Consider the following 24,200-nt stretch of genomic DNA (forward strand, 5'->3'; position numbering starts at 1 on the left):
ACTCCAGATCACCAATGAAAAATCCTATCATACAACTGGAGGGCCTGACTAAAAATTATGGCCGTCAAATAGCTGTTGACAACCTCAACCTGGAGGTTTACGAAGGTGAGATATTCGGACTGCTCGGCCCTAACGGAGCTGGAAAGACGACCAGCATCCTCATGATGCTGGGTCTTACGGAACCGAGCGGGGGAACAGCAACGGTTTGTGGATACAACGCAACCAGTGATGCAATAAAGGTAAAGAAGAAGGTCGGTTATATGCCCGACAGCGTTGGATTTTATGATCATATGACTGCGTTGGAAAATCTGGAATACATCGGGAGGCTGAACGGTTTATCGGGGACAGAGGTTAAAGAAAAAGCTAACCGGGTCCTTGAGCTTGTCGGGTTGACTGAGGCGCGAGACAAAAAGACATCGGCATTTTCCAGGGGAATGAAACAGCGTCTGGGCCTGGCCGATGTACTCATTAAAGACCCTGAAGTGATCATCCTGGATGAACCTACGCTTGGCATTGATCCGGCAGGCGTAAAAGATTTCCTGGTGTTGATCAGGCAGCTAAGCCGCGAACAGAAACTCACCGTTTTGCTTTCCTCGCACCACCTGCATCATGTTCAGCAGGTCTGCGATAGGGTGGGGATATTTGTGGAAGGCCGGCTTTTGGCAGAAGGCAATATAGAAACATTGTCGAAACAGTTGTTCGGGAAGAACGGATATACAACCGTTATAAGCCTGGAGCATCCTTTGCCGGACCCATGGCCACATCAACCGGTGTTAGCGGCCTGGGATCTCATCGATGATATTGCCAGTTATGGTCATACGGTTGAAGTTACAGCCAGCCAAAGCATCACGCCGGCGCTGGTGCGCTTTTTTGTGGAAAACGATTATAATATAATTAGTGTAAATCAAAGGAATTATGGACTTGACGATATTTACCAGAAATATTTCGAATCCGGTACGGAAAAAGACGATTATAAAAAAATGGCCTGATACAGGTGCTTTTGCGGTGTTGCTGCAAAAGGAAACGGCTGATCACATACGCAGCTGGCGCTTTATCATTATGATTTCGCTGATTGTACTCACGTTCATCGCAGCAATGTATGCTTCCCTGTCCAATATCAAATCGGCAACCGGAAATTCACATGACCCGAACCTCAATTTCCTGTATTTGAAATTACTGACGGCAACGGATAATTCGATTCCGCCCTTCCATATTTTTCTAAGCTTCCTGGCACCGTTGCTCGGCATCAGCCTTGGCTTTGATGCCATTAATTCGGAAAGAAATAGCGGGACGCTTATCCGCCTGATGGCGCAGCCGGTCTACCGGGATAATCTGCTGCTTGCGAAGTTTAGCAGCGCGTTGCTGATCATAAGCTGCTTATTTGTAACCCTAACCTTGCTGATGATCGGAGCCGGCTTGCTTCTAATGGGCGTACGCATGGAGCCGCAGGAATTATTTCGCATCGTGGCGTTCGTTTTTGTGACGATCACATATGTTGCTTTCTGGCTATGCATGTCCATGCTGCTTTCGATAGTATTCAGGCAGGCTGCTACTTCGGCGATCACAGCTGTAGGCCTTTGGCTTTTCTTCACCATTTTTTATCAGCTCATCGTAAATCTGATCCTGAAATCCGTTTTACCCGATGCTTCGCAATTGTCGCAGGAACAGGCGATCAGTTATAATGAGATGATACTGAATATCCTTCGGGTATCGCCAAACCAGCTTTACACAGATGCCGTTACGACCATGTTGTTGCCATCGGTACGCAGCCTCGGTCCGCTGACCATGGAACAAATGGCAGGAGCCATCCCTTCGCCGCTGCCGTTCGCTCAAAGCCTGATGCTCGTTTGGCCTCAGCTCAGCGGGCTTTTGGCGGCAACGACCGGTTGTTTCGCCTTAGGATATTATCTGTTTATGCGCAGGGAGATCCGTAGTTGATTGGCCATTCATTCGATGAGGCATATCGGCCCCATCGAATAGCTTGGCATAGGACTCAATTTGAAGATTCCGGCATGCTTGACCACACTGTTCCGTGCCGATCAGATAACCAGTTGTGTTGATGAATATCAAATTTCAAATATGAAATTTAGAAAGATAGCCCTATCTGGCGCATATCCGTTTTAACCGCTAACAATTGGGGGGAAGTATTGTTACCCTTTTATGAAAAATCCATTTAAAAAAGATGACCATACTGGCCTAATCGTCGGACTTGCCGTTGGTGTTACAGCGGGCATCACCCTCGGCTGGTTATATCTCACCGATAAAGGTGCACAATACCGCAGGCAAATTACCCGTAAAGTAAAAGAGGCGGTAAGCGATACCGCAGCCGAGGTGATCGATAAAAAAACCATCATCCCTAAAAAAGCGGCGAAAGTGGCAACGGATGCAGTGATCAAAGATTAATCGTATGAAAAGAGGCAAAGCATTGATTGGCGTTGCTGCAGCTGCCGGCGTTGCCGGCATCGCTTACGCACTTTGGCCGAAGAAGAAAATTCCCGGCAGCGCCGTTGTCGACCCGTTTGATAAGGAGAGATATTTAGGTAAATGGAATGAAGTAGCCCGCCTGCCTAACCTGATTGAAAAGGACCTGCACGATTTAACGGAAGAATATTTGCTGAACGAGGACGGAACGATCAAAGTGGTAACCCGCGCCTTTAATCCTGTTAAAAACAAAGCAGTGGAAGCCACGGGTACCATCAAATTCAAAGGGGCAGAAACCCGAGGCCAATTGGAGGTCGCATATTTCCTGCCGATCTATCTGGATTACAATATCCTCGATATAGATGATGATTACCAGTATGCTTTAGTTTCCGGTAGCGGAATGGGTTACCTGTGGTTATTATCGCGCGAAAGCAGCATGCCCGAGGAAATGAAACAACGATTTTTGCAAAAGGCTACTGCCCTGAGGTTTGATATCAGCAAGCTCGAATGGATGGATTACTAACGGATATAAAATCATGAAAACAGCGCTGGAACAATTGCCGCAGCAACACACCGGGCGGCAAACCGATTTTACCCACGAACAAAAGTTTGACACACTGGATGCCACGCATAAGGCCTTCCACGTAGCCGCCGGGCGAATGCTGTCGGTGAACAACTGGCATAATTACGCCGGTGTCGGTTCGGCGAAGTCTACGCTATGCAATAACCAGGGTCAGGAATTAGAAGTGATGGCTGAAGAAGGCTTTTTTATCAGTATTGATCTGCCGGGCCCGGGACCGGACGCCGGCGGCGGTGTCGAGTGGGTGCTGGTTGAAAAGCTGGCTTCCGAAGGCGGCGCGCATACGGCAGAGGAATATGTATTGATGACGTTGCGGCCGGTAGCCGATCCGCGCAAGGCAGCTGCGGAAATCGCGCATTTTTACACTGACGAATCGACAAACACCGTCATTGTGCGGCGGGACGGCCTGGTGGTGAGTGCAGGGGCTCACGGCAGGAACGAAACTCCGAATAACGAAGCGGTTGACCTGCATGACAAGATCCGTAATACGGCCATCGCACTGATGGCAAGGGTGGGATTGTCCGGCGGACAGTGGCAGAAACTGGTGAACGGTTTGATCGAGTATCAGGAAACAAAATAGCCCTTGGAATTGATTTTAATTTAGCGCTATGCCCGGCTGTAAAAACAATTCCGGGCTTATTTGTTTACTATATACAGAATTTCCTATCTCGATAACGTACCGTTTAAGTTTCCACTCTCTTACCCAGCACATGTTTATTTAGGCTAACCCGCACAAACACCTTGTTCCGGTGCTGTCAAATAAATCATTAGAGCTATGAGCAGTGAAAAACACATTTTAACACTTTATATTGCGGGTCAAACCCAAAAAGCAGACCGCGCCATTGAAAATATCAATAAATATTATCAAGAGCATCTCCAGGATGGTTATTCACTGGAAGTCATCGACCTGAAAAAACATCCTGAATTAGCATCCAGTGCACAGATTATCGCCATTCCCACTTTAATTCGGAAACTGCCCGCACCCGTCCGGATCTTGGTAGGCGATCTATCGGATAAGGAAAAGGTCCTGGTGGGGTTAAATATCAAACCGGCCTGAGCACGATCACGGAAAAAATGACAGCAGCGCTGAAAACTTTTCATTCAACATCTGCAAATTTTTCAGCGTTAACCGGTTGGCATAACCCTTGTAATAAGCCTGTTAAGTTTAATTAATCTTTTGTTCAATTATTTTTTAAAGTAAAACTTAAAGGAGAAAAGGCCATGACCTTAGTTAAATTCAACAACAAAGCTAACAACACATTAATGCCGGGCTTTAATGATGTTTTTGATTCAATCTTCAATGACACTTTCTTTAGCGACCGCTTGGTGGCTCGTGTACCTGCGGTGAATATCAGCGAAAGCGAGAATAACTACCATGTGGAGCTGGCCGCGCCGGGTCTGCAAAAAGAGGATTTCAAACTAAACCTGGAACGCAACCAGCTGAGCATTTCGGTGGAACAAAGCGCTGACCACCAGGACAACCAAAAGAACTATAGCAAACGTGAATACAGCTATGGCTCTTTTGTACGTTCATTCACCCTGCCTGAAAGCGCTGATCATGCCAATATCGAAGCTTCCTATACCAATGGCATCCTGCGCATCGATATTGCTAAACGCGAAGAAGCCAAAGCGGTACGCCGTCAGATCGAGATTAAATAAGTGCTTTAGAGTTTTTAACCGAAGGGCTCCTGCTTGCAGGGGCTTTTCGAATTTTTAGATGTTATGGAAACACAATTCTATATCCTATTGAGCCTGAAAACACCGCAGGGGTACACCAACTATGGTCAATACTTCTTTGGCAACGACCGCGAAGCGGCATATGCGCTCTTCGCGCAATTGCAAGGCAACGGCAATGTTATGGACTGTTTGCTCCATGTTGACCTGATGGAAACTATCAACGAACTCCCTGTAAAGATAAAGACGATCTGTTGTACGCTGGATGAACTGGGCGCAAACTGTAGATTGATCGCGCGCGAAATATTCCGCATAAAGAATCTGGAGGAAATAGCATGATCAATAAAATATTCCTGTTTTATCCGGAGAATAGCGGGTGATGTTAGGGCGGTTGAGTTTTGAGGCAAAACATTTCGCTCCTGGATTGTTATACCTATACATCACCTACCATACAACGGACCGCTTAAGTTTCTGACACGCTCTTACCCGTTACCCGATATTATAGGTTAAGACTCAAGGTTTGAATAAACGTATTTTGAGTTTAGACGACCACCAGGCCATCCTGGATGTCGTTACCGAAGCGCTCCGGTATGAGCAATTTGAAGTTTTGGATATATCACTGGGCAGCCAGCTATTTGATGCCGTAAGGGACTTTTCGCCAGACCTCATCCTCCTGGATTATAAACTGGCGGATACTAATGGAGGCGATCTTTGCAGGCAATTGAAGGACACACCGGAAAACAGGCATATCCCTGTGGTTATCTTCTCTGCATATTTTACGCGGAACGAGGACGCCAACCCGGGCGGATGCGACGGTATCTTGTATAAGCCGTTTGACCTGGAATCTCTCCTTTCAACAGTAGGCGGCTTCCTCGAAAATGCGAACCCTGTAGCCTGACGCCGGGTTCGGTTTCATTTTTTTGATCCTTTATTTTTCCACCATGCTAATGGAAACTCGATCTCATCAACAGAATCCACGACAAGGTGCGGCCGGTAGCCATATTTAATCAGCTGTTCCTTGTCTGTAATCCCGGAAAGTACGAGTATCGTTTTGAATCCCATAAAAATACCGCCGATGATGTCGGTTTCCATCGTATCACCGATCACCGTGACATCTTCGGGTTTCAATCCCATATAAGCAGCCGCCGAACGCATCATGACAGGACTCGGCTTGCCGATCACAAAAGGTTCGCGCCCGCTTGCTTCTTCGATCATTGCCGCTGTAGCTGCAATGCCCAGGTTGTTCCAACCTTCCCGGCGCGGCGATGGGTCACGGTTCGTGGCGATAAAGCGCGCGCCAGCCAGGATCATGTCAACGGCTTTATGTACTTTGTCCAGACTAAACTCCTGTCCTTCACCCAAAACAACCAAATCAGGTTTCTTGTCTGTTATGCGGATACCTGCATTTTTCAGGCTCTTCAATAAACCGCCTTCGCCTAATACATGGGCGCTACAATCAGGGTAATGGTCCGTCAGAAAGGTGGCTGTTGCCATTGCGCTGGTATAAATATGCTTTTCGGTCACTTTGATACCCAGCTTAGCCAGCTTTTCTACAGCATCAGCGCGGCTCTTAGAACTATTATTGGACAGAAAAGTAAATGGTATTTTGTCCTTCAGTAAGCGTTTAACAAATACATCGGCACCTTTTATCAGTTCTTCGCCGGCGTAGATAACGCCATCCATATCGATCATTAATCCTTGCTTCATATCAGCCTTTTTTTCAAAAACAACCACGATATTAATTATGATGCCTCTTGTTCGAGATAACCGATCAGGTGTTCCTCCAGCAACCCGGCATTATAATCACTTTCCGTAGCCAGCAGCGTAACGGTAAGTTCGTCATCTGCAACAGCGATGTTGATTGCTGTGCCGTCGATCACTTCGGGAAAGGACAGATTGATCTCGTTAAATACATGCGCGAATTCAATGGCGAGGTTTGAATCCAGTTTCTCGTTGATATAATCGGCAAAGCCCGTCTTTAATACGTCAAACAGCTTTTCTGCGCTGAGTGCCTGAACATTTTTTACAGTTGTCATAGGTATAGATAAGCGCCGGAAGCTAATTAAGTTTTAACTCCGGCAACTATATTATGTGCGAGATGTTATAAGCTTGTGAAAATAGCGACTTACAACATCAACGGTATTAATGGACGGCTGACCAATTTACTACGCTGGCTGGCGGAGGCCAAGCCAGATATCGTTTGTTTGCAAGAATTAAAATGCGAAGATAACAGATTTCCGAAGCAGCCATTACTGGAAGCCGGTTACCACGCCATCTGGCAGGGTCAAAAAAGCTGGAATGGTGTAGCCATATTGTCCCGTTATGGCGAGATTCAGGAAACCCGGCGCGGCCTGGATGGCGACCCGGATGATACGCAGAGCCGTTATATTGAGGCCTTCATTAACGGCGTAGTAATCGGCTGTTTATACCTGCCTAACGGTAATCCCTTTCCCGGTACTAAATTCGATTATAAGTTAAAATGGATCAAGCGGCTGACGACGCATGGTAAAAAATTGCAAGGATTTGGCTTGCCGGTAGCGCTGATTGGCGACTATAATATTATGCCGACCGAGCTGGATACTTACAAGCCGGAAAAATATGCAGAGAATGCTTTGTTCCGTCCCGAGGCCCGTAAGCTTTGGCGGGAACTGCTCAAAACGGGCTGGACGGATGCCATCCGTCATTTACATCCTGATGAACCCACCTATACCTTTTGGGATTACTTGCGCAACGCGTATGGCCGGAACGCCGGTTTAAGGCTGGATCATTTCCTGCTCGACCCGGTGCTCATGCAGCGGCTGCAATCTTCCGGTGTGGATAAAGACGTGCGTGGCTGGGAGCATTCCAGCGATCACGCACCTGCATGGATTCAGCTTAAAGAAGTTTAATCATGCCTGATCAACCCAGCTATCTTAATTTTGATAAAGGTAAATATGCCTGGCACCCTAATATTGATTACCGGGCGCATCCCGAACAATATCATGTGGGCAAAGGTGAGCAGGGGGTATTGATCTGCGAGCCCTATAAAAGTGAGATCGGACCATACTGGCGCTTCAAAACGGAAGCCATCGCCAGAGAAAGCAGCGCCAAGATTTATGAGCTGTTTTTAAGTTACCTGGCTGCTGGTGATTTCGTTGGTGCCGATATGGCCCGCAAATATTTACAGATGGGTTTTACCCGTGCCCGCCGGTATGCCAACTATAAGGGCGGCATAAAATATGATAAGGAGCATGATTATCAGTTGCTGGAAAAAGGTACCGGCGAGGACGAAAAAGCGAAAGCGGCGGAAGTGTTTTTTAGTAGTTGGAAAACCGCCGAAGCTAATGAACAATACGCCCGTTTAAAAATCCATTGGAAGCATGAAAGGGGTTAAAAAAGCAAACTTGCCGCAAAAGGTTTGTGCCACTTGCGGGAAGCCTTTCACCTGGCGCAAAAAGGGGGAGCAGGTTTGGGATGAGGTTAAATATTGTTAGGAAAAATGCTGGTGCAACAAATAGTTGCTGCGCTGTATTATCGTTATATTCCGAGCAGGCTTACCATTTGCCGTTTTATTTACGTAAGGCCCTGATGACGCTGGCTGCTACAATGCCGCCGAAAGTGTACCACGCCACCGTCAGGATCTTGGTTTTGTCAGTTCGCGTTACCGGCGCATCGCTTAGCCACACTGGCTTGGTCAACGTTAATGCGCCAACACCTGCCGAAAGCCCGGCAATCACACCGATATACGGTAGCTGTTTCTTTTTGCCGGCACCGATCACACTGTAATAAGCGGCGTTGCTTATCAGGTCAGCTGCCATTGTTATTGTAAATAAAGTGTTGCCGGTTGGTGGCGTCATACCCGCTTTTCCCAGTCCCTTGGTAATGGCTTCTTCGCCCACCAGATCAACGCGCGGCGCGTCATGATCGAATTGTTTAACGGCCTGGTGTAATATATTCAGTGCGACGGCCCCGGCGATCCCGCCGATGATACTGCTTGCTAATTTTTTCATATTATTTAAAAGTGGCCTGCGCCTTTTTGAGTGTTTTTTCGAGATCAATCCCTTCACCTAATACGCCATTAAACAGATCACCGGTTTCTTTCAGGCGGTCAAGCGCGTTAAGAATATTGAAATGCTGGATGGTCAAACCGGGCTTCACTTCATCCCAGCTCAGCGGCATAGAGACTGTCGCGCCGGGTTTTGGCCGGAGTGAATAAGGGCCGGCAATGGTGGCACCGGGACGGTTCAGTAAAAAATCGAGGTACATTTTGCCTCTACGTGCGGCAATACTCCGTTCCAAACTGGTATAATCCGGGATCTGCTCATGTACATGCTTGACAATAATATTGGCAAAAATCTGCGATTGCTGGTAACTGTATTTTCCAGCTAACGGGATATAGATGTGCATTCCTGTGGAGCCCGAGGTTTTCGGATAGCTGGGCACTTCAACTGCATCTAAAATGTCTTTAACGATCCGGGCAGCTTCTACCACCTGGTCATAAGTATGCTTATCCGGATCCAGGTCGATCACGCAGTAATCCGGGTTATCCGGCGTTTCAGCTGGCTTTTGGTTAGATCACAATTATTACTATTTAATTTTCTTTTCCACCGCCGAACGTTGATTGCTGCCGGCTGATTTTTTTGCGGCCTCGACTTTTTTAGGCGTAGTGCCGGTTTTCTTTGCTTCGTATTTCAATTCATGTGGTTGTTCGGATACCGAATGCCTTTCCACTTTTGTCCCTCTTGTTGCCATAGTTTTAGTTTTTTAGATGTATGGATATAACAAATTCAATACCAACGGGTTTTAATTAGAACGATAAAGGTTATACTATGGAAAAAAATCGCGATAAATGTAACAGAAACTGAAGAACTGTTTAATTTTCAGGTCGTTAATTCAGGAACTAAAAGTGCGAATATGAAGTGTGTGGTGGCTTAAGGAAGAAGTTAGTTGGAGATCGCGGACCGCGTTGAGGCACATTATTTGTAAGTAAATTTTAAACTATCTACCGATGAGTTCTGCATTTGTTAAAGAAGGAGAATACCAAAAATTAGGCGACGTTGCTCCATCACTTAGTGCTTTATCCTTCTACCTGCGCCAGGAAAATGGCGGGCAGGTAATCCGCGAATTGAAAAGCTTTTACAGCGAGAAATGCGGCAGGCATGTCTATGAGATGAGCGATGGGCTAACTTACGCGCTCAATGATGAAAACCAATGGATCATCATTCTGGAACCTTGTTAATTTATGAGCTGGACCTGCCCCAAATGTGAACGGGAACTGCCGTGGGCTGACTTCCGGCATTATTGCAAGCGTGTCAGCCTTGATACGCTTTTCAAAGGTCGTTCCGATGAAATAATATTGGTGTTTGATAAGATACTAGCCGAGGTAGCAGACTGGCCCAAAGTCCTCATCAGCACCACACCGAATTGCATCGTGTTTTATCGCCGCACAGGTTTCCTGGTGATTCGTCCGATGAAAAATTGGCTGGATATCAAATTCTATTCTAAAGGGCCGCTTAAAGACAAGCCCGTGATCAAAAGTAAAGCTGCGGGTAAAAAATACGAGAACCATGTCAGGCTTTCGAATGTTGATGAACTCAACCCCGGGATTTTCGTTTATATACGGGAGTCATACGAAATTGTTTAAATACCTTATGAATAGAGAGCTAAATGTGAACAACCAAATATTTTCTGAAACGGTTGGTTCGTTCAACTATAAGCACTAATCAACCGTTTTCTGTTTATTTAACTGTGTGATAAGAACCCCTACAAGCACGATAACTAGAGCTATGATCTGTATATTAGCAATGTGCTCGCCAGCTATTAGCCAGCCCATCAAAATAGCTACAATTGGGTTAACATAGGTATGCGTACTAACGACTGCCGGTGGTTGCACGGTGATCAGCCAGTTAAACGAAATGTAAGCGACGAGTGATCCCGTAACGATTAGGTAAATTAAACCTAACCAAGCGCTAAGGGGTACTGTCTTTACAACCAATTCGGACCATTCACCCATACATCCTGCTACGATCGCTGAAAAGATACCAGCAGCCAATAATTGTACGGTGCTGTTAACGATATTACCTGTTTTAGATGAAAGATTATGGTTTGCATATAAGCCTCCCGTAACCCAGGACATAGCGCTGAGTAGCGTAATTAAGACACCGAACACAAGATGCTGGTGGGAGACATCTTGACCCCCCGGTGCAAAATAGGCAAACAGCGCGATGCCTGAAAAACCTATTACCAAACCGGCAATTATCCAACTGTTTAAAAAATATACCTTCCATCGCCGGTGATCGAATAATACAAAGAACAATGGCTCGGTTGCCACGATGACTGCTGCAAATCCTGAACTAATATGTTGTTCACCTAAAACAACAAGTCCCGAGCCGCCGCTAAGCATTAAAACTCCACTAATGATTAAGACTCGTAGGTCTTCACCTTCAGGCCATTTCTGTTTCTTAAACCATATCCAGCAGCAAAGAATTAATCCTGCTATCAAATACCTGAAAGCCGATATCGTAAAGGGCTTTAAACCTTTCAGCGCGTAAGCAATTGCAAGATAGGTTGTACCCCAAAAGAAGTAGATTGCGACGAAAGCAAATAATAGCAGCAGCCAAGTTTTTTTCTTACTAGTATTCATATAACACTATCTAAATTCGTTTTAATGGTGTTAAATAAAAACTAATGCAATTAAATAATGTTTTAATAGTGTGGCATTAATTAAATTAAACATATGAGCGAAATCACTACGGTCTACACGATGACGTTTGACGGCGGAAATGCTTGTTTTGATTTTATCAATTCCGGTTATGATCGGAATAAAGGTGTGATCACAGAGCGGCTTAATTTTTTTGATGACCTCTTAACGCTCATTAAGCGGTTGGCGCTTTTTGACGATAATACGGTGAGAGATCTGGAAAAGTTAGCTTTAACAGATGAGAACGCAGCTAAAACAGCGTTAGACAGCACCCGAAAAATTAGAACCGTATTATATCAATTATTCGAAAGCATCGCACAGCAACATTCCAAAAAAATGGAGCTAGAGTTGTTAAAAGAAGCAAATCTGTTATTTGCAGAGGCACTGCAATTTAAGGTACTTGCGCTCGATGCGCATGAACTGCAATTTAGATTTGACGCCGCACGCGCCGCACTAATGGCACCGGCTTGGAAATTCGTGATATTGGCCTACGAGTTGTTAGAAACTGGAGAAACTCAGTTTATTCGTCAGTGCGCCGGCTGCGCATGGTTGTTTCTCGATAAAACAAAAAATCATCGCAAAAAGTGGTGTTCTATGGAATCGTGCGGTAACCGTGAAAAAACAAAGAAGTATTACAGTAGTAAAAAATCTTAAGGCTAATTTAAGAAGAAAGCTTTAAATTGATGAGCATCTCATCCCATTCAATAAAGGCACGCCACACTGAACTGCAACGCAGTTATTTTTATTCCCACTTTTAATGAACCATATCATTTCGGTTGATCACCTGCCGCTTTGATCAGCGGCAAAGTAAAATAAAAAGTCGAACCTTTGCCGAGCTCGCTATCCACCCAGATCGCTCCCTGGTGGCGTCGGATGATCTCCGCGCTGAGGTAAAGCCCGATACCAAAGCCGGAAATGTGGCGGCTGTGGTTGTTTTCCACCCGGTAATAGCGCTCAAAGATATGTTTCCTATCCTCAACGCCGATACCCAGTCCCTCGTCACTTACGCTTACCTGTACGGCCGAAGCCTGCTGGTGGCAGCTGACGGTAATATTCGAGCCGCGCGGAGAATATTTTACCGCGTTGCTTAACAGGTTGACCATTACTGAACTGATCTTATCATGATCGGCCTGCACAACCACTTTATCACAATGCAGCAGCGTGATCAAATGGGCGCTGCTGAGATTGATCTCCGCGATCGCCTCACGGATCAGGTCTCCGATAATGAGTGGCTGTTTATCGATCTTCATCTTACCTGATTCCAGGCGCGAAATATTCAGAAAGCTGTTGATCATGCCGGACATTTTCTTGGTCTGCAAATTTGCCTTTGCTAATCCCTCCGTGATGAACGGGTCTTCTATACGCTTCAGTTTGCCTTGCAGGACCTGTAAGATCGCTGTAAGCGAGGTGAGCGGCGTTTTCAACTCGTGGCTAACCATACCTATAAAATCGTTTTTACGTTGTTCGTCCAGGTATTGTTCGGTCACATCCATGACCACGCCGGTAAAAGCGGAGAATGCGCCAGAAGGATCAGCCTTCAGGTTGCCGATCGCCCGCAGCCAGCGCAGCCGCTGATCATGTAAGCCGATGACGGAATAGGTAACATCGTAATCACCGCCGTGGTAGATCGCCTTTTCCAGTTTATCCGTAACAAATTCGCGGTAATCGTCGGTGATTTGCGCCAGGGCCTGTTCGATCGAAAGGTCTTCGTCAGGGTAATAGCCGAACAGTTCCTTTAAGCGCCCGTCGGTAATGAACTGCCGGGTGACAGAATGAATGAACCAGGTGCCAAAATTGGCCGCTTCGACCGCCAGCCGCAGCGCGGTTTCGCTTTCTTCGATCTTTTTCCGGGCTTCTGTCAGTTCGAGGTTCAAGTCGGCCAGTTGCCGGTTGGCGGCGTGAAGTTCCTCGTTAGAGGCTAGCTGCTCTTCGTTGGTAGCGGCCATTTCTTCGTTGATCGCCTGAAACTCTTCGGCGCTTTGCGCCAGCGTCTCTTCCAACAGTTTGCGCTCGGTTACATCGCGGGTCGTACCGGCGACTGCCTGCACTTCGCCCTGAGCGTTGAGCACGGGCGTCAGGATATAATCATAGATTCGCTTTCCTAAAGTGGCATGCGGGAAGGACACCTCCCCGCGAACCGACTGTTTGGTTGCGACGACCTGATCGATCTCACGTTCATGCATTTCGGCATGCCAGGGTTCATAGCCGTTCTCCAGCAGGCTTCTACCCACTGCGTTCTCCCAGGTTTTGCCCCACATCGTCAGTAAAGCACCATTGGCATAGATGAACCGGTAGTCCAGTCCAAAAACATACATTAGGTCAGGGGTGTTCGACGCGATCGCTTCATAGACCCGGCGCTGCTCTTCGGATTGATCCCTGGATTCGGCAAGTGCCTGCTCGGCCATTTTTCGGCTGGTAATATCGCTCGCGCTTCCGAACCATTCGATGATCTCACCCTGATCATCCAGGATGGGTACGGCACGCGAAAAGGTCCAGCCGGTAGTGCCATCCGCCCGGTTAACACGGTGTTCCAGTTCAAAGACCTTCTTTTCCCGGATGGCCTCGGCGATCCGGGTATTAACCATTTCCATGTCATCGGCAAATACATTCCGGATGCGCCAGCCGGTGATGGGCCTGTCTGTATCTTTTAAAAAGCCGCGGCCGTCCAGTTCCCGCATGACTTCCCAGTCGGCACTTAAACTATAGACGACATCCGCTGTCGCGCTTACCAGCGCCTGTAAACGCTGATGACTTTCTGCTATGGCTTGTTGATCTGACTTGGGTTTATCTGGCATATAGTGAACGACAAAAACAGTCATATAACGGATCTCGTTCCTAATTTGTTTGTTAGTACGCTGATCCATTTCTTACGGATTTTCCCTTAGCATTGTCGTTAGCTATTTCTTTGCCTCGTTTGGTGAATATCCAAAATAATTGGAGAAACTGGTCGAGAAACTGGCGGGGCTATTAAAGCCGACCTTGTACGCGACTTCTGCTACCGTAGTTTCTCCTGCTTTCAGCAAATTAAGCGCCTGTTGCAGCCGTACCATGCGGATCAGGTCACCCGGTGGGTGACCAATCGTATTCTTCAATTTCCGGTGCAATTGCGCCCTGCTCAGTCCAATCAGGTCGCATAGCCTATCAACACCAAATAACTCGTTGTCCAGTTGCGCCTCAATAACGTTACGCACTTTCTCCATAAAATGTAATTCCTGTGGCGGCAGCAAGCTAGCGGCAGGTTTCCAGGCTTCCTCGCGAAGGAAACGTTCCTGTAACTGCTTCCTGGTTTTGATCAGGCCTTCTACAATAGCCAGTAATTCCGCCGGCTCAAAGGGTTTCGACAGGTAGGCATCCGCACCTGCTTCCCATCCCTTAGTCCTGCTGTCGGCTGCGCTTTTGGCGGTGAGCATTAACACCGGTATATGACTGGTCAGCTCCTGTGCCTTTATTTTATGGCAGAGCTCGAATCCGTCCATCACCGGCATCATCAGATCGGTAATGACCAGATCAGGGATATATTTACCGGCGATCCTAAGCCCATCTTCTCCATTTGCGGCGGTCAGGAGCCTGAACTGCGTACCCAGCGTGACGCTGATAAATTCCCGAAGTTGCGCATGATCCTCAATGATCAGGAGCAAGGGTTTGCCATCTGTCACATTATCAATTCCTTCTTCATATCGAGGCTCCGAACTGCCTCTTAAAGAAAATGGTGTTCCACCGGCCACCGTCTGTATCCCAGTTAGCGGCAATTTTACGCATAGTGTTGTGCCGACATGTTCAGTGCTTTCGATATCAATGCTTCCGCCAAGTAATTCGACAAGCTCCCGCGTGAGGGCCAGGCCTATGCCACTGCCCTCATTTGCACGGGTATCTGAGGCATCTGCCTGGTAAAAACGGTCAAAAACGTAGGGTAGCTTATGAGCCGGTATGCCGATGCCCTGATCGGCAATGCTAAAGATCATTTCAGTATTTTCGGAATTTTCTTCAACAGTGACGGTGATGATAATTTCCCCACCGTTCAAACTAAACTTAACTGCGTTAGAAACCAGGTTGCGAATGATCATCGTAAGCTTTCCGGCATCAATGATGGTAATTAGCTTACCGAACTGGCTTCTGAATTCAATGGTAACTCCCTTCTGCGCAGCAATACCTGCAAATGGCTTCAGTACATCAGTCACCGTTGTCAAAACGTCGGTTTCTGCATTCAGAATTTCCATTTTGCCTTCCTCCAGTTTAGTCAGATCAAGCAATTGGTTAATCAAATGTAGTAACTGCTGAGCGTTCTCTCTGATGAGCTCACCATGTTTCCGGTCAGCGTTGGTGCCGGCTTTTTCCGCTAACAAGCCGGCCGGCCCCATGATCAATGATAAAGGTGTACGAAATTCATGGGTCAGGTTAACGATGAACCGGGATTTGAGTGCATCCATTTCCTGTAGTTTTTGTGCCTGGCTGCGTACCTCCAGTGTACGCGCCGCCACTGTTTTTTCCAGTTGATCGGCCTGTCCGGCCAAAATTCTGTTCTTTTCCGTTTCTTGCGCCAGGTTCAACTCGGACAGTTCCTGCACTTCCCTTAACCGTGCGCCAAGGCTGTGGTTGACATCTGCAAAATCAAGTGCAAGGTAAACCGAAAAGCTTAGCGGGATGGCTAACAGCCCAATGCTCATCCATTTAGCGATCAACTCGTAGTTACCCTTCATCAGGCCAAAGAGGTCGCTGCCCACTACCAAATAAAAGAGGGTTACAGTGAGCATGCCCGCGCCGATGAGCCAGACCCTCGGCTTTCGGCGGTTCATTGCTCTCCATAATGCAATTAAACCATCAGTCATGACCAGCAGGAAATAAAAGATCTCCAGCCAAAAGGTAGCCGTTTCGTTAGCATCACGATACTGCAGGAAATAATCCAATAAGGTCAATGAACCTAATACGGCACTAATAAGAATACGCCTGCGTGGCAATTGATCATAGCTCACTCCATATAAAACGATACCGGCAAGGAAGGCGACCACAATGATCCCTGCTTCAAAAAGATCTGCGGTTATCCGCTGTAAATACGGATCGCTTGCGCCAACTGTTAAGTAGCGCAGGTAAAGCACCGCAGCGGTAGTGAATACAAAAAGGCTGTAATAAAGATTTAGTCGCTGTTTGGGATAAAAAGCGAACAGCGCGAGGTGGAGCAAGACCAGTGCCAGCTGGGCTCCCATGCTGGCGAGCAAAAAGCTATTCATGTTCAGCCTATTAATTGCACGATTGGCCAATTGCTCATAAGTACCTGTCCATAGCCGGAAACCGATATATTCCGGAAAGGCCGGCTGTTCATTAACATACCTGACTGCGAGCAGGTGCTGCCGCTGATCCGCAATGATGAAAGGATACACCCTAAAAGGGGCGCGGCCGGAGCGGGTTTCCATTTTTGTTTTGCCAATTTTGCCCGTTTCGCCGATCTTTTTTCCATCCAGGTAGATTTCCGCGGCCCCTGTTTGGCTGACCCGGAGCGCCAATACCTTACCGATCAGGTTGTCATCTGCTTTTAGCCATAACCTGAACCAACCGTTTCCGTTCCAGCCTTTTGGTTGTCCGGCACTGCCAAAGGCGGTAGTTGTTACTGTCCAGGCGCTGTCTGCGATAGCAGGGTCACTATAGTCTCTGCCGTCCCCAATGTGGAACCGCCAGGAAAAATTATGGAGTGCAAAACCTTCTTTATTGGCTTTTAAACTGTCTATCCGAAGTGCTAGAACCTGGCTCTTTGCATGCAGGTGACCTTCACTTAGTGTGAAAAGAAAGGTCAACATGATATAAGACCATAATTTAGGCATACGTAAATTTAAAGTTTTTGATGTAGCAGGTTGACTCCCATAAAATAAAACATGATAAAAGGGATTGCCGGCACTGAAACGAGGTAACTCATCGTAGAAAATGGATCTGGTGCAAAAGGAGGGATTAAATTAACCAACCCTGCACAAAAACTGATGATAACATAAGCACGTACAGCAGCCGGCTTTAAATACCCCGCCTTGCCTAAGGCCATTGCAAACATTGCAGTTGCCAGGTAGATCAGCGAAACTTCTGCTGTACTGATCAAATAAAATAGTTCCCGAAAAGCAAGGTACCAATCGGGCCGGTTTGTTGTTTTGAAATTCCGGAAGGCATCGGAAAGAAAACTTCCCCAATAGGCCATATTGATCACAAAAAGAGGCATGGCCAGTGTCATGAATGCCAGGCCCAGTGTTCCAAATAACCTGTCTTTAAGCCGTAGTAATTGATAAAGCAGTACAGTGCCGAGATATGCCAGTATGCCGCCAAAGATCAGCAGGTTAAACCTGGCATGCTGCTCGCCCTCTAATTCCATCCATCCCCGGATAGTTTGCGGTGGCCTTCCCATTCCGGCAAAAATCGGAAAAATGATCCAGGGGGCTATGAGTAATAGTGCGATAATGATTAACAGTGGATTACCGGGGGAATGGGATTTTAGCAACTGGCGCAGAGCAACCCCCATCATTAAGCAATTGATTATCCACACAGGCAGATACAATTGCGGGTTCACATGGCCAACTCCGAAACCTAATAGAAAAGTCAAAAATGGCACCGACAAAAGGTAAACTAAGCTGACCTTGTTTGACTGTTTTAAATCATGACTTCTGCCAGGACTCAGCCCGACGGAAGTTCCTGGTGCGGTGAATTGTTGCGCGTTTTCTTCGTGCATAGACAGCTTAAGTGATGTGGTGGTTAATTGTAATCATTTTTATAGGTCGCAGATTCACGCGGTAATTTTAATACATGATTGTTAGCGATTAGGGGATTCAAGTCTTGAAATCAACTTAATGCGTGCCGTAAAAACTTGCGAAAATAGCCAAACGCTCGATTTTTTTTTTTTGAGCACATATCTTGCTGATTTAGTCACTGAGGTTTTCTCAATTGCATCTAATAAAAGTTTTTAGATCTAAAAAACATCACGGTTGGTATTCATCAACCGTCTATTTGCAGTTGTAATTAAAAGAATTTATGCCCGAGCCATTGAGTGCTATGGTAACCGGGAAATTTTTCTCATTGTATTGATAGGTAAGGGTTGCGTTAATGATAATAGGTTTGCTAATGACATAAGCTGGCAAGAGGTCGTCGGTTAATTTACCGGTAATTTTTGTCGGGTTATTTTTGCTCAGGATTGCGCATAAACTTGCCCAAAAACGAACCTTGTCAAGGTTATATAACCAGGAACCTTTAAAATCGACGCCTACAAATTTCCAATATTTGGAGATAGCCGTGTATGGCGAGGGCTTATCGTCATAAGTTATATTCAGTTCTTCATCAGAGATTTGCATGTAATCGATCCGGCTCTCGCCGGATTGAGGAACGTTGATCTTTTCCTGGTAATCTTTTACGATTTTTATTTGAGTTACGTTGTCATTGGCGTCATAGGTAAAATTGAGTTCATATCTGAAAAGCGTGAAAAAGGTGTTTTGCCAGTAACCATTGGCCGACCTCGGTATTAAAACCGAAACCAGGCGTTTCTTTGCATCATATTTAAATTGATACAACGTGTCGCTCACTGATGATTCAAATTCAGGATCACCATCATAAATATTCCCGCTGCCGCCAAGATAACTATAGTTAATGCTGCCATTATAACTATTAGAACCGCTATAACCAGAATAAGTGTCAGTAACTTTAGCAGATGTAACAGTCTTAACGACAGGTCCGAGATTGTAGTTGGGCGCTGTCATCTTTGTAAGAAGGCCTTTATCATCATACTCAAAATTACGAAGCCCCAACACCTGATCAACATCACTTGCAATACTACAGGCCGTGATATTTACTACAGGAGGTAATGGTTTTAGGTCGCCAGGTTTTTTTTGGCAACTACTTGTTAATAAAACTGCAAATGCCGCAAGGACACACGTGCCGGACTTGAAAGATTTTTTCATAGTAGATAAGTATTTGATATTATTATTGATATGACTTGATACAGGGCAAAATAAAGCAGAATACCATTAAAATACTTTCGCGTATACTATAAATGCTTTCGAATTTGTTGCATATGGCCTGATGTCATGACGAGGCTCAATGCTTTAAGCATTTGCCCACGATTGCTGATGAAGCCTATTTTTCAGACTTCCTTTATGCGATCAGGGAAACATTGGAAGATGTGGAAAAACAGATCGCCAGGATGGATATCATTTACGCTGTATTGGACGAGGAGCCTTCAAATGGTATCGCAGCTTTACGTCGCTGAATCGATTCACCTGATGAGAATTATTTTAAGCTCTTGATGCTGACCATGTTTTCACCCGTACCTTTCCCCGAGGTGCATCGCTCCGATCATGGGAATAACGTAAAAATTAACTCTACTTTAACACATTCAGCTGGTCGCGATAATCATGTTTCGATAGGCTGATGGTTAGCTCGTTTTCTTTAAATAAATTTCTATTTAAGATATTTAATGAATTAGAACTAAGGAAGATTGATTTCTAATTAAGGTCAACACAATAAATCTGTTTTTAAATACCAAAACGATTTTCTACCTTTCGCAATTAATTCAACTTTGCCAAGTTTGAATCCGTATGGTTTAATTTTTAATTTTTAACCTGTATTTCTTCATCCATGTCACTTAAAACATATCAATTGTTACAAAAAAAGAAAAAAAACATCCTCGAACTATGGATGAAGAATCAGCTGGCTGACGAAGGTCTTCGTGAAGATCTGATCAGTAATGACGAGTTGCGCAGTCAGTCTGACGAGTTGATTACGGCTTTGGTCGGCAACCTTTCTGGTGAAAACTTCACCAACTTGGATTCTGATGAATGGAGCCCCGTGATCGAGATCTTAGGAGGCATTGCGATCACCCGTGCGCGCCAGGGGTTTAGCCCGCGGGAAACCGGAAATTTTGTTTTCTCTTTGAAAGAAGCTTTGCTGGAAGTTTTACAGCTGGAAATAACCGATGACCCGAAAACATTATTCCAGGAGAGCCTGAAAATTAACCGCCTCATGGACAACCTTAGCGTGGTGACTTTCGAAACATTTATCAAAGGCCGCGAAGAAGTTATTCTCCGGCAGACCGACGAAATAACCGAGATCTCTACGCCAGTTATCCGCGTCTGGGATGGTATCTTAGCGCTGCCGATCATCGGTACGCTGGACAGCGCCCGTACACAGATCGTGATGGAAAATCTTTTACAGGAGATTGTGGCAACCGGTTCGAGCATTGCTATTCTGGACATATCGGGAGTTCCTGCGGTCGATTCGCTGGTCGCTCAGCATTTGATTAAAACCGTAAGCGCCACCCGCCTGATGGGTGCCGAGTGTATCATCAGCGGTATCCGACCGGAGATCGCTCAAACTGTGGTTCACCTCGGGATAGACCTTTCCAATATCATCACTAAAGCGACATTAGCCAGCGCGCTGGCCTATTCTTTTAAAGTTATGCGCCTGGAAGTTAAGAAGATCAGTGCAGTTTCAAAATCTTAATTAAAAAAGCTAATGGATAAAATTCCTATTCTCCGGATGGGAGCCTTTCTGCTGGTAACGATACAAGTTGACCTATATGACCGGCTGGCGCTTAATTTGGAAGCCGACCTGGTACAAATGGTCAATAAAACCAGTGCAAAGGGGGTTTTAATCGATATTTCAGCCGTTTCAATCGTGGACTCGTTCATGGGCAGGATTATCGGGAATATTGCCAGTATGTCTAAGATACTGGATGCAGAAACAGTTGTTGTAGGCATGCAGCCTGCGGTCGCTATTACGTTAATTGAGCTGGGCTTGCCGCTGAAAGGTGTGCACACCGCTTTGGATATGGAGAAAGGCATGAAGTTGCTGAAATCCATGATCGACGAGACCGAAGAGGGCGCAGACGAAGACCTGACCGACGATGACTTTATCACTGAGTAAAGACACGATTCAAATTGTCAAAGAACAGGATGTGGTTTTTTTAAAAAACCGAGTCAAGGAGACTGCCGTGAAGATTAAAATGGGCTTGGTGAACCAAACCCGTCTATTAACTGCTTGCAGCGAACTTGTTCGAAACATGATGCGCTATGCAAATGGAGGCGTCTGTATCATAGAGGTAGTTTCCAGCGGGCGTAATAATGGCGTCCGTTTAACTTTTTCTGATAAAGGACCGGGTATACCTGACATTCAGGCCGCTATGCGTGATGGCTTTTCTACTGGTAAAAGTTTGGGATTGGGTTTGCCGGGCACAAAAAGGCTGGTCAATGAATTCGATATCAAAAGTAAAGTAGGGGAAGGAACTGTGATCGTAATATTAAAATGGGCTAATGGTTGACGCTACGCATATCAGCTTTACTGCGGATGATCGCAGTTATTTCTCGCTGATCAAAAAAGAGATACACCGTCTGGCATCTGAAGGTGGTATGGCCACAGCCAGGATCAATCAGCTGGACTTGATCGTAGCGGAGATGACATCCAATCTTTTCAAGTATAGTAATGACGGCGAACTGCTCATGGGGTTATTTCCGAATGGCGGATCGCCTTATGTTGAAATTATCAGTATAGATAATGGCCCGGGCATGATGAATCCTGCGAAAATGATGCAGGATGGCATTTCCACATCCAACACACTGGGACACGGATTGGGCAGCATGAAAAGAATGTCTGACACTTTTGAATTATATTCGCAGATCGGATGGGGCACCATAGTGTTGAGCAGGGTTTACAGCGAACCAGAAAAGGCTAAAGTTGTTAACCGGGTGATCATGCGCCCAATCGTAGTTTACAAGCCTGGGGAGACGACCAGCGGTGACGGTTTCACTTATAAAAAGACAGATAAATTTTTAAAAATAATGCTGGCTGACGGGCTGGGTCATGGCCCGGAAGCCAATAAGGCTGTCAATGAAGCTGCTGCGGCATTTAAAATTTTCCCGGATTACAGTCCAACCGAAACATTGCGCTTTATCCATTCCGCCATTAAAAAGACACGCGGAGCGGTGATCAATATCGTTAGCTTTGACCATGCACGGCGCGTTTGGACCTCAGCTGGTGTTGGAAATATCGCTGCGCGCATGTCCGGACCAGTCAGTTTCAAGAATCATATGTCTTACAACGGGATAGTCGGGCATAATATCCCAAACACCATGAATGACCAGGACTATCCCGCCGAAGAGTTTAATACTGTGATGTTGTGTTCAGACGGGATAAAAACACGAATAGATATGGGGCGTTATCCAATGATGTATAAGTACGATCCAACGATATTAGCGGCCGCTATCTACAAAGATCACGCTCGACGTAATGATGATATGTCTGTAATAATCGCCAAAGTAAAATGATCGCCGTAGTAAACATATCGCTGGAAAATGAAATGGATCTGGTATTGGCCCATAAAAGGTCCATGCGGGTGGCCGAAAAATTAGGCCTTACCACTGCCACCCAAACCACGTTTGCGACAGCGGTCTCCGAAATTGCCCGGACAGTGATCGAGCATACTGATGAAGGAATACTTCATATAGGCCTGGAACAGCACAAAATGCGTTACAGCCTTGTTGCGATCGTGACTTTTGATAGCGAGATACGCTTTACAAATGCGGATGCTGGATTTTATTATGCGCAAAAACTTGTTCCGGAATTTGAACTTTCCGAAAACGAAGCTGAAAATATCATTACAATGAAAATCGGTTTACCAAGGTCGCTGAAACTTGACCCGGGTAAGATTCGCCTGTTGAAAAAGCATTTTGAGGAGGAAGAACCGATTAATGCTTATGAGGAGATCAAGGCGCGCAATGCCAGTCTAAACCGGCTGGCCAGTGAAAAAGACGAAGAACTGCGCCGTTCTAAACTCGTGGACGAAAAGAAAACCGAATTCATTTCCATCGCCAGTCACGAGCTTAAAACTCCTATGACGGTACTGAAAGCTTATACGCAAATGGCGAAAGCGACTAAAGAGCCGATCAGCGAATCTCTGCGCGGCATATTGAACAAGATCGATTTTCAGTCCAGCAAACTCATGAGCCTGGTCCAGCAGCTGCTGGATATCTCCAAGATAGAAAACGGCAACCTGCAATATCATTTACAGCAAATAATGCTGAATGAATTCGTAACCCGGCAAATTACAGTTATGGAGCATATACTGCCGCATCATACTTTTACCTCCAACCTCTGCAATGATGTAAAGGTTTCAATTGATGAGTTGCGCATGGAACAGGTATTTAACAACCTGTTGGGTAACGCCGGTAAATATTCTGATCGAAATAGTCAAATCTCTGTTTCTACGACCATTGACGACGGCGTAGTAGTGGTCAGCATTTCCGATCAGGGTCGCGGCATGTCTCCCGAGACGATGACATCTGTATTTGAGAAATTTTACCGGGCAAAAGATGTTCTGAAAAGCCATACCGGCTTGGGAATGGGATTGTATATTACTTCAAAGATTGTAACTGATCATCATGGTAAAATTTGGGTCGAAAGCGTACCGGGGGCGGGTTCCACTTTTCACTTCACCATCCCAATAGCGAAATGAATACTGATAAAAAATCTTGATATTTGATGATGATGAAGATATTGTCTCCATCTGTGTTTATATCCTGGAAGAAGATGGCTGGCAAGTTCAAACCTTCGCTGATTGCAAAGATATTGTATGCCGGGTTTCAGTATTTCTGCCGGATGTTATTACCATGGATAACTGGATTCCTGACGAGGGCGGAGTAGCCGCTACCCGGGAAATTAAAGCCACAAGCGCCCTAGCAAGTATACCGGTCATTTATTTTTCTGCTAACAGCGATATTGAACAACTGGCTGCTTCCGCAGGCGCGGACAAAGTGCTTCCTAAGCCATTCGACCTGGACGCACTTCGCACAATCGTGAAAGAAGCTTTATATCAATGCCGTAATCGGTAGCACC

At 46.0% G+C, this 24,200-nt stretch carries 31 protein-coding genes and 1 pseudogene; 22 read left to right on the forward strand and 10 right to left on the reverse strand.

Annotation, left to right across the window (positions count from 1 at the left end):
• Window positions 1-14: 14 nt before the first annotated feature.
• From AC1DUD_RS27585 to AC1DUD_RS27625, 9 genes are all read left to right on the forward strand, one after another.
• Complete coding sequence (locus AC1DUD_RS27585) at window positions 15-989, forward strand: ABC transporter ATP-binding protein (protein ID WP_477380545.1); 975 nt, start codon at window positions 15-17, stop codon at window positions 987-989.
• Window positions 916-1,938 (forward strand): ABC transporter permease, encoded by a 1,023-nt coding sequence (locus tag AC1DUD_RS27590; protein ID WP_477380547.1) that lies wholly within the window; start codon window positions 916-918, stop codon window positions 1,936-1,938. Before AC1DUD_RS27585 ends, AC1DUD_RS27590 begins: the two co-directional genes overlap by 74 nt.
• A 222-nt stretch (window positions 1,939-2,160) precedes the next feature.
• On the forward strand, window positions 2,161-2,403 hold the full coding sequence (locus AC1DUD_RS27595; protein ID WP_477380549.1) for a hypothetical protein: 243 nt from the start codon (window positions 2,161-2,163) through the stop codon (window positions 2,401-2,403).
• Between the two features lie 4 nt (window positions 2,404-2,407).
• The gene (locus AC1DUD_RS27600; protein WP_477380551.1) at window positions 2,408-2,944 is read left to right on the forward strand and encodes a lipocalin family protein; all 537 of its coding nucleotides are present in this window, start codon (window positions 2,408-2,410) and stop codon (window positions 2,942-2,944) included.
• A gap of 13 nt (window positions 2,945-2,957) precedes the next feature.
• Window positions 2,958-3,581 (forward strand): hypothetical protein, encoded by a 624-nt coding sequence (locus AC1DUD_RS27605; RefSeq protein WP_477380553.1) that lies wholly within the window; start codon window positions 2,958-2,960, stop codon window positions 3,579-3,581.
• Window positions 3,582-3,776: 195 nt separating this feature from the next.
• A complete protein-coding gene (locus AC1DUD_RS27610; RefSeq protein ID WP_477380555.1) occupies window positions 3,777-4,058 on the forward strand; it encodes a circadian clock KaiB family protein in 282 nt (93 codons plus the stop codon).
• Between the two features lie 164 nt (window positions 4,059-4,222).
• Window positions 4,223-4,660, forward strand: a complete 438-nt coding sequence (locus tag AC1DUD_RS27615) for an Hsp20/alpha crystallin family protein (protein ID WP_477380557.1) — start codon at window positions 4,223-4,225, stop codon at window positions 4,658-4,660.
• Window positions 4,661-4,723: 63 nt separating this feature from the next.
• On the forward strand, window positions 4,724-5,014 hold the full coding sequence (locus tag AC1DUD_RS27620; protein WP_477380559.1) for a hypothetical protein: 291 nt from the start codon (window positions 4,724-4,726) through the stop codon (window positions 5,012-5,014).
• A 181-nt stretch (window positions 5,015-5,195) separates the two neighbouring features.
• Window positions 5,196-5,573 (forward strand): response regulator, encoded by a 378-nt coding sequence (locus tag AC1DUD_RS27625; protein ID WP_477380561.1) that lies wholly within the window; start codon window positions 5,196-5,198, stop codon window positions 5,571-5,573.
• A gap of 14 nt (window positions 5,574-5,587) precedes the next feature.
• Here the strand turns inward: AC1DUD_RS27625 and AC1DUD_RS27630 are convergent, their stop codons facing one another.
• Window positions 5,588-6,382: an HAD-IIA family hydrolase gene (locus AC1DUD_RS27630; protein WP_477380563.1), complete on the reverse strand. Its 795-nt coding sequence runs from the start codon at window positions 6,380-6,382 to the stop codon at window positions 5,588-5,590.
• Between the two features lie 35 nt (window positions 6,383-6,417).
• Window positions 6,418-6,711, reverse strand: a complete 294-nt coding sequence (locus AC1DUD_RS27635) for a hypothetical protein (protein ID WP_477380565.1) — start codon at window positions 6,709-6,711, stop codon at window positions 6,418-6,420.
• A 75-nt stretch (window positions 6,712-6,786) separates the two neighbouring features.
• Between AC1DUD_RS27635 and xth the strand changes: the two genes are divergently transcribed.
• Genes xth through AC1DUD_RS27650 form a run of 3 tightly spaced genes read left to right on the forward strand, consistent with a single transcriptional unit; the run spans window position 6,787 to window position 8,148 of the window.
• Window positions 6,787-7,563: an exodeoxyribonuclease III gene (xth, locus tag AC1DUD_RS27640; RefSeq protein WP_477380567.1), complete on the forward strand. Its 777-nt coding sequence runs from the start codon at window positions 6,787-6,789 to the stop codon at window positions 7,561-7,563.
• A 2-nt stretch (window positions 7,564-7,565) separates the two neighbouring features.
• Entirely contained in the window at window positions 7,566-8,048 is a 483-nt protein-coding gene (locus AC1DUD_RS27645) for a DUF4385 domain-containing protein (RefSeq protein ID WP_477380569.1), read from the forward strand.
• Window positions 8,035-8,148 (forward strand): DUF2256 domain-containing protein, encoded by a 114-nt coding sequence (locus AC1DUD_RS27650; RefSeq protein ID WP_477380571.1) that lies wholly within the window; start codon window positions 8,035-8,037, stop codon window positions 8,146-8,148. The genes AC1DUD_RS27645 and AC1DUD_RS27650 overlap by 14 nt, the downstream gene beginning before the upstream one ends.
• A 75-nt stretch (window positions 8,149-8,223) precedes the next feature.
• Here AC1DUD_RS27650 and AC1DUD_RS27655 read toward each other — a convergent pair whose 3' ends face one another.
• The 3 genes and pseudogenes from AC1DUD_RS27655 to AC1DUD_RS27665 all read right to left on the reverse strand — a co-directional run bounded on the left by AC1DUD_RS27655 (window position 8,224) and on the right by AC1DUD_RS27665 (window position 9,406).
• A complete protein-coding gene (locus AC1DUD_RS27655; protein WP_477380573.1) occupies window positions 8,224-8,664 on the reverse strand; it encodes a hypothetical protein in 441 nt (146 codons plus the stop codon).
• 1 nt (window position 8,665) lies between these two features.
• A pseudogene (gene ligD / locus AC1DUD_RS27660) lies at window positions 8,666-9,202 on the reverse strand (non-homologous end-joining DNA ligase LigD); the annotation flags it as partial.
• 39 nt (window positions 9,203-9,241) lie between these two features.
• Window positions 9,242-9,406, reverse strand: a complete 165-nt coding sequence (locus AC1DUD_RS27665) for a DUF3606 domain-containing protein (RefSeq protein WP_147051850.1) — start codon at window positions 9,404-9,406, stop codon at window positions 9,242-9,244.
• 256 nt (window positions 9,407-9,662) lie between these two features.
• Here AC1DUD_RS27665 and AC1DUD_RS27670 point away from each other — a divergent pair, with 256 nt between their 5' ends.
• Together AC1DUD_RS27670 and AC1DUD_RS27675 are read left to right on the forward strand one after the other, a co-directional pair.
• Entirely contained in the window at window positions 9,663-9,893 is a 231-nt protein-coding gene (locus AC1DUD_RS27670; protein WP_477380575.1) for a hypothetical protein, read from the forward strand.
• 3 nt (window positions 9,894-9,896) lie between these two features.
• Complete coding sequence (locus AC1DUD_RS27675; RefSeq protein WP_477380577.1) at window positions 9,897-10,298, forward strand: DUF5655 domain-containing protein; 402 nt, start codon at window positions 9,897-9,899, stop codon at window positions 10,296-10,298.
• A 75-nt stretch (window positions 10,299-10,373) separates the two neighbouring features.
• Here the strand turns inward: AC1DUD_RS27675 and AC1DUD_RS27680 are convergent, their stop codons facing one another.
• A complete protein-coding gene (locus tag AC1DUD_RS27680) occupies window positions 10,374-11,297 on the reverse strand; it encodes an EamA family transporter (protein ID WP_477380579.1) in 924 nt (307 codons plus the stop codon).
• A 93-nt stretch (window positions 11,298-11,390) separates the two neighbouring features.
• On the opposite strand from AC1DUD_RS27680, the gene AC1DUD_RS27685 reads away from it, so the two are divergent.
• A complete protein-coding gene (locus tag AC1DUD_RS27685; protein WP_477380581.1) occupies window positions 11,391-12,008 on the forward strand; it encodes a CGNR zinc finger domain-containing protein in 618 nt (205 codons plus the stop codon).
• Window positions 12,009-12,121: 113 nt separating this feature from the next.
• Here the strand turns inward: AC1DUD_RS27685 and AC1DUD_RS27690 are convergent, their stop codons facing one another.
• The 4 genes from AC1DUD_RS27690 to AC1DUD_RS27705 all read right to left on the reverse strand — a co-directional run bounded on the left by AC1DUD_RS27690 (window position 12,122) and on the right by AC1DUD_RS27705 (window position 19,273).
• Window positions 12,122-14,218, reverse strand: coding sequence for a PAS domain S-box protein (locus AC1DUD_RS27690; RefSeq protein ID WP_477380583.1), 2,097 nt, complete (start codon window positions 14,216-14,218; stop codon window positions 12,122-12,124).
• A 33-nt stretch (window positions 14,219-14,251) separates the two neighbouring features.
• Complete coding sequence (locus AC1DUD_RS27695; protein WP_477380585.1) at window positions 14,252-17,167, reverse strand: hybrid sensor histidine kinase/response regulator transcription factor; 2,916 nt, start codon at window positions 17,165-17,167, stop codon at window positions 14,252-14,254.
• Window positions 17,168-17,175: 8 nt separating this feature from the next.
• On the reverse strand, window positions 17,176-17,733 hold the full coding sequence (locus tag AC1DUD_RS27700) for a hypothetical protein (protein ID WP_477380587.1): 558 nt from the start codon (window positions 17,731-17,733) through the stop codon (window positions 17,176-17,178).
• Between the two features lie 592 nt (window positions 17,734-18,325).
• The gene (locus AC1DUD_RS27705) at window positions 18,326-19,273 is read right to left on the reverse strand and encodes a hypothetical protein (RefSeq protein ID WP_477380589.1); all 948 of its coding nucleotides are present in this window, start codon (window positions 19,271-19,273) and stop codon (window positions 18,326-18,328) included.
• 152 nt (window positions 19,274-19,425) lie between these two features.
• Between AC1DUD_RS27705 and AC1DUD_RS27710 the strand changes: the two genes are divergently transcribed.
• From AC1DUD_RS27710 to AC1DUD_RS27740, 7 genes are all read left to right on the forward strand, one after another.
• The gene (locus AC1DUD_RS27710; protein WP_477380591.1) at window positions 19,426-19,581 is read left to right on the forward strand and encodes a hypothetical protein; all 156 of its coding nucleotides are present in this window, start codon (window positions 19,426-19,428) and stop codon (window positions 19,579-19,581) included.
• Window positions 19,582-19,949: 368 nt separating this feature from the next.
• Window positions 19,950-20,813, forward strand: a complete 864-nt coding sequence (locus AC1DUD_RS27715; protein ID WP_477380593.1) for an STAS domain-containing protein — start codon at window positions 19,950-19,952, stop codon at window positions 20,811-20,813.
• Between the two features lie 12 nt (window positions 20,814-20,825).
• On the forward strand, window positions 20,826-21,236 hold the full coding sequence (locus tag AC1DUD_RS27720; RefSeq protein ID WP_477380595.1) for an STAS domain-containing protein: 411 nt from the start codon (window positions 20,826-20,828) through the stop codon (window positions 21,234-21,236).
• Window positions 21,217-21,630: an anti-sigma regulatory factor gene (locus AC1DUD_RS27725; protein WP_477380597.1), complete on the forward strand. Its 414-nt coding sequence runs from the start codon at window positions 21,217-21,219 to the stop codon at window positions 21,628-21,630. The genes AC1DUD_RS27720 and AC1DUD_RS27725 overlap by 20 nt, the downstream gene beginning before the upstream one ends.
• Window positions 21,623-22,633: an ATP-binding protein gene (locus AC1DUD_RS27730; RefSeq protein WP_477380599.1), complete on the forward strand. Its 1,011-nt coding sequence runs from the start codon at window positions 21,623-21,625 to the stop codon at window positions 22,631-22,633. Before AC1DUD_RS27725 ends, AC1DUD_RS27730 begins: the two co-directional genes overlap by 8 nt.
• The gene (locus AC1DUD_RS27735; protein ID WP_477380601.1) at window positions 22,630-23,820 is read left to right on the forward strand and encodes a sensor histidine kinase; all 1,191 of its coding nucleotides are present in this window, start codon (window positions 22,630-22,632) and stop codon (window positions 23,818-23,820) included. Before AC1DUD_RS27730 ends, AC1DUD_RS27735 begins: the two co-directional genes overlap by 4 nt.
• Before the next feature lie 16 nt (window positions 23,821-23,836).
• Window positions 23,837-24,196 carry a response regulator gene (locus tag AC1DUD_RS27740; RefSeq protein WP_477380603.1) on the forward strand — a complete coding sequence of 120 codons (360 nt, stop codon included), beginning with the start codon at window positions 23,837-23,839 and terminating at the stop codon, window positions 24,194-24,196.
• Window positions 24,197-24,200: the final 4 nt, after the last annotated feature.

The sequence above is a fragment of the Mucilaginibacter sp. P4_A11 genome, from assembly GCF_056402535.1.

Bases quoted from the DNA above. Each gene is read 5' to 3' on its own strand.
- AC1DUD_RS27735 (WP_477380601.1), top strand. From the start codon at position 22,630: ATGATCGCCGTAGTAAACATATCGCTGGAAAATGAAATGGATCTGGTA.
- AC1DUD_RS27670 (WP_477380575.1), top strand. From the start codon at position 9,663: ATGAGTTCTGCATTTGTTAAAGAAGGAGAATACCAAAAATTAGGCGAC.
- AC1DUD_RS27685 (WP_477380581.1), top strand. From the start codon at position 11,391: ATGAGCGAAATCACTACGGTCTACACGATGACGTTTGACGGCGGAAAT.
- AC1DUD_RS27720 (WP_477380595.1), top strand. From the start codon at position 20,826: ATGGATAAAATTCCTATTCTCCGGATGGGAGCCTTTCTGCTGGTAACG.
- AC1DUD_RS27730 (WP_477380599.1), top strand. From the start codon at position 21,623: ATGGTTGACGCTACGCATATCAGCTTTACTGCGGATGATCGCAGTTAT.
- AC1DUD_RS27630 (WP_477380563.1), bottom strand. From the start codon at position 6,382: ATGAAGCAAGGATTAATGATCGATATGGATGGCGTTATCTACGCCGGC.
- AC1DUD_RS27675 (WP_477380577.1), top strand. From the start codon at position 9,897: ATGAGCTGGACCTGCCCCAAATGTGAACGGGAACTGCCGTGGGCTGAC.
- AC1DUD_RS27715 (WP_477380593.1), top strand. From the start codon at position 19,950: ATGTCACTTAAAACATATCAATTGTTACAAAAAAAGAAAAAAAACATC.
- AC1DUD_RS27680 (WP_477380579.1), bottom strand. From the start codon at position 11,297: ATGAATACTAGTAAGAAAAAAACTTGGCTGCTGCTATTATTTGCTTTC.
- AC1DUD_RS27655 (WP_477380573.1), bottom strand. From the start codon at position 8,664: ATGAAAAAATTAGCAAGCAGTATCATCGGCGGGATCGCCGGGGCCGTC.
- AC1DUD_RS27635 (WP_477380565.1), bottom strand. From the start codon at position 6,711: ATGACAACTGTAAAAAATGTTCAGGCACTCAGCGCAGAAAAGCTGTTT.
- AC1DUD_RS27705 (WP_477380589.1), bottom strand. From the start codon at position 19,273: ATGAAAAAATCTTTCAAGTCCGGCACGTGTGTCCTTGCGGCATTTGCA.
- AC1DUD_RS27615 (WP_477380557.1), top strand. From the start codon at position 4,223: ATGACCTTAGTTAAATTCAACAACAAAGCTAACAACACATTAATGCCG.
- AC1DUD_RS27585 (WP_477380545.1), top strand. From the start codon at position 15: ATGAAAAATCCTATCATACAACTGGAGGGCCTGACTAAAAATTATGGC.
- AC1DUD_RS27595 (WP_477380549.1), top strand. From the start codon at position 2,161: ATGAAAAATCCATTTAAAAAAGATGACCATACTGGCCTAATCGTCGGA.
- AC1DUD_RS27665 (WP_147051850.1), bottom strand. From the start codon at position 9,406: ATGGCAACAAGAGGGACAAAAGTGGAAAGGCATTCGGTATCCGAACAA.
- AC1DUD_RS27600 (WP_477380551.1), top strand. From the start codon at position 2,408: ATGAAAAGAGGCAAAGCATTGATTGGCGTTGCTGCAGCTGCCGGCGTT.
- AC1DUD_RS27620 (WP_477380559.1), top strand. From the start codon at position 4,724: ATGGAAACACAATTCTATATCCTATTGAGCCTGAAAACACCGCAGGGG.
- AC1DUD_RS27605 (WP_477380553.1), top strand. From the start codon at position 2,958: ATGAAAACAGCGCTGGAACAATTGCCGCAGCAACACACCGGGCGGCAA.
- AC1DUD_RS27650 (WP_477380571.1), top strand. From the start codon at position 8,035: ATGAAAGGGGTTAAAAAAGCAAACTTGCCGCAAAAGGTTTGTGCCACT.
- AC1DUD_RS27695 (WP_477380585.1), bottom strand. From the start codon at position 17,167: ATGCCTAAATTATGGTCTTATATCATGTTGACCTTTCTTTTCACACTA.
- AC1DUD_RS27610 (WP_477380555.1), top strand. From the start codon at position 3,777: ATGAGCAGTGAAAAACACATTTTAACACTTTATATTGCGGGTCAAACC.
- AC1DUD_RS27690 (WP_477380583.1), bottom strand. From the start codon at position 14,218: ATGGATCAGCGTACTAACAAACAAATTAGGAACGAGATCCGTTATATG.
- AC1DUD_RS27700 (WP_477380587.1), bottom strand. From the start codon at position 17,733: ATGGGAAGGCCACCGCAAACTATCCGGGGATGGATGGAATTAGAGGGC.
- AC1DUD_RS27590 (WP_477380547.1), top strand. From the start codon at position 916: ATGGACTTGACGATATTTACCAGAAATATTTCGAATCCGGTACGGAAA.
- AC1DUD_RS27725 (WP_477380597.1), top strand. From the start codon at position 21,217: ATGACTTTATCACTGAGTAAAGACACGATTCAAATTGTCAAAGAACAG.
- AC1DUD_RS27645 (WP_477380569.1), top strand. From the start codon at position 7,566: ATGCCTGATCAACCCAGCTATCTTAATTTTGATAAAGGTAAATATGCC.